Below are 2,258 nucleotides of genomic sequence, written 5' to 3'. Positions count from 1 at the left end.
GAGATAGGCGTGCAGCATGGTGGGGAACCGCAGCGGGTGCAGGTTGCGGATGTTGTGGCTGACGTACAGGGCCAGCGCCACATCGCTGCGCGAGACGAGATCCTCCAGCGTGCCGATCCGGCCGCAGCACACCACCGGCAGGTCGCATTCGGCGCGGATCGCGGCGGCGCTGCGGCTGTCGAGGCAGACGATGCCGACCCGGTGCCGGCTGTCGAGCCGCTGAAGTACCGGGTACCACTGCCGCAGCTGGTACAGGTTGGTCGTCGTCTCCGGGAAGTACAGCAGCACCGAGAACGGCAGGGACTGCCCGCGCAAGGCCTCATCGTCGCCCAAACCGTCCGGATCGCCCTCGGGCAGCAACCCGAGCCGTCGGATGAGCCGCCCGCCGAGGCGCCGCACCCTGCCGCGCAACCGCACGTTCACCGTCTGCCTCCGCTCCGCCGGCCCGCAGCTTATCGGCCGCGGTGGCGGCCCCGACCGAGCCACAGCCCGGGCGTTGCTGCGAACTGAACGACAGATGAACCCTGCATAATTGCTCTCATGACAGCCGCCACGCAGGATCGAGTGCCCACGATCGCAGTCATCCTGGCCGGCGGCACCGGCTCGCGGGTCGGGCTGGACATTCCGAAGCAGCTGCTCAAGGTGGCCGGCCGCACCGTCATGGAGCACACCGTCGCGGCGCTGCACGACTGTGCGGACATCGACGAGATCATCGTCATGATGGCGAGCGACTTCGTGCAGGACGCCGAGCGGTTGCTGCTGGGCAAGAGCGAGTTCCCGAAGCTGACCCGGGTGCTGCCCGGCGGCGCGGACCGCAACGCCTCCACCCGGGCGGCGCTGGCCGCGCTGGGCGAGGCCGAGTGCAACGTGCTGTTCCACGATGCGGTGCGGCCGCTGCTGTCGCAGGCGGTGGTCCATGCCTGCGTGACGGCGCTGCGGACCTATGAGGCCGTGGACGTGGCCATCCCGTCGGCCGACACGATCATCCGGGTCGACGAGGACGACCACATCATCGAGATCCCCGAGCGCAGCCGGCTGCGCCGTGGCCAGACGCCGCAGGGTTTCCGGCTCTCGACGATCCGCCGGGCCTACCAGGTGGCCGCCGAGGACCCGGACTTCCGCGCGACCGATGACTGCGGCGTGGTGCTGCGCTACCTGCCCGAGGTGCCGATCTACGTCGTGGCCGGCGACGAGCAGAACATGAAGGTCACCTACCCGCTGGACCTGTTCCTGGCCGACAAGCTGTTCCAGCTCGCCTCACATCTGGCGCGGCCCCGCACACCGGACGAGCTGCGAGCCATCCTGGGCGGCAAGACCGTGGTGGTGTTCGGCGGCAGCTACGGGATCGGCAGCGACGTCGCCACCCTGGCCGAGCTGGCCGGCTGCCGGGTCTTCCGGTTCAGCCGGTCCGCGACCGGGACCGACGTCCAGGACGCCGCGACCGTCGAGCGGGCCCTGGAGCAGGTCGCCGCCGAGACCGGCCGGATCGACGCCGTGGTGCTCAGCGCGGCGCAGCTGCTCAAGGGCAAGCTCTCGAGCATGTCCGACGAGCAGGTGGTCGAGCAGATCCGGATCAACTACCTCGGCCCGGTGACGGTGGCCAGGGCCAGCGAGCGGTACCTGCGCGACAGCGGCGGTCATCTGGTGCTGTTCACCTCCAGCTCCTACACCCGCGGCCGGGCCGACTACGCGCTGTACTCCTCGACCAAGGCCGCGGTGGTCAACCTCGCCCAGGCGCTGGCGGACGAGTGGTCGGGTGAGGGCATCCACGTCAACGTCATCAATCCCGAGCGCACCCGCACCCCGATGCGGCTGCAGGCCTTCGGGGACGAACCCGAAGGCACCCTGCTCGAGAGCGAGGCCGTCGCCTCCACCGTCCTGGACGTGCTGGCCTCCGACCTGACCGGCCATGTCGTCGACGTCCGCCGCGAGGCCGGCCCGAGCACCAACTCCGAGGCCGAGGAGGTTGCCAGGGCGGTCGCCGAGGCGGAGGCCGAGGCCGAGGCGGAGGCCGACGTCCGGCTGCTCGACGGCGCCTCGTGAGGCGGCTCTACCCCGCCGTCATCGTTGGTCTGCTCCTCGCGCTCTACGGCGTGCTGCTGGTAGCCAGCCTCGGCGACAGCCTGGGCACGGTGGCCCTGGCCAGCCTGGCGCTCTACGTGGTGGACGACCTGCTGGACCGGTTCGGTCCCGAGCGGATGCTGAGCGGGCTGGAGATGATCGGCGGCAGCAAGCCCTGGCGGTTCTTCTACCGGCAG

Annotated in this window: 2 protein-coding genes and 1 pseudogene; 2 read left to right on the top strand and 1 reads right to left on the bottom strand. The window is 70.5% G+C overall.

Annotated features, from left to right (window positions below; all coding sequences use genetic code 11):
• Positions 1–423 (bottom strand): annotated as a pseudogene (locus tag VF542_RS05350) (glycosyl transferase); the annotation flags it as partial.
• A gap of 117 nt (positions 424–540) precedes the next feature.
• Between VF542_RS05350 and VF542_RS05345 the strand changes: the two are divergent.
• On the top strand, positions 541–2,043 hold the full coding sequence (locus VF542_RS05345) for an SDR family NAD(P)-dependent oxidoreductase (protein ID WP_408650672.1): 1,503 nt from the start codon (positions 541–543) through the stop codon (positions 2,041–2,043).
• On the top strand, positions 2,040–2,258 hold a 219-nt coding region (locus VF542_RS05340; protein ID WP_408650671.1), incomplete at its 3' end, for a hypothetical protein. The genes VF542_RS05345 and VF542_RS05340, both read left to right, overlap by 4 nt.

Source organism: Jatrophihabitans sp. (assembly GCF_036389215.1).
GTDB lineage: Bacteria > Actinomycetota > Actinomycetes > Mycobacteriales > Jatrophihabitantaceae > Jatrophihabitans_A.
The sequence above is the reverse complement of the archived record's forward strand: the minus strand, read 5'-3'. Positions and strand labels throughout refer to the sequence as shown.

What these genes read in the sequence shown, in the direction of transcription:
- VF542_RS05345 (WP_408650672.1), top strand. Translation starts at nt 541, where the DNA reads ATGACAGCCGCCACGCAGGATCGAGTGCCCACGATCGCAGTCATCCTG.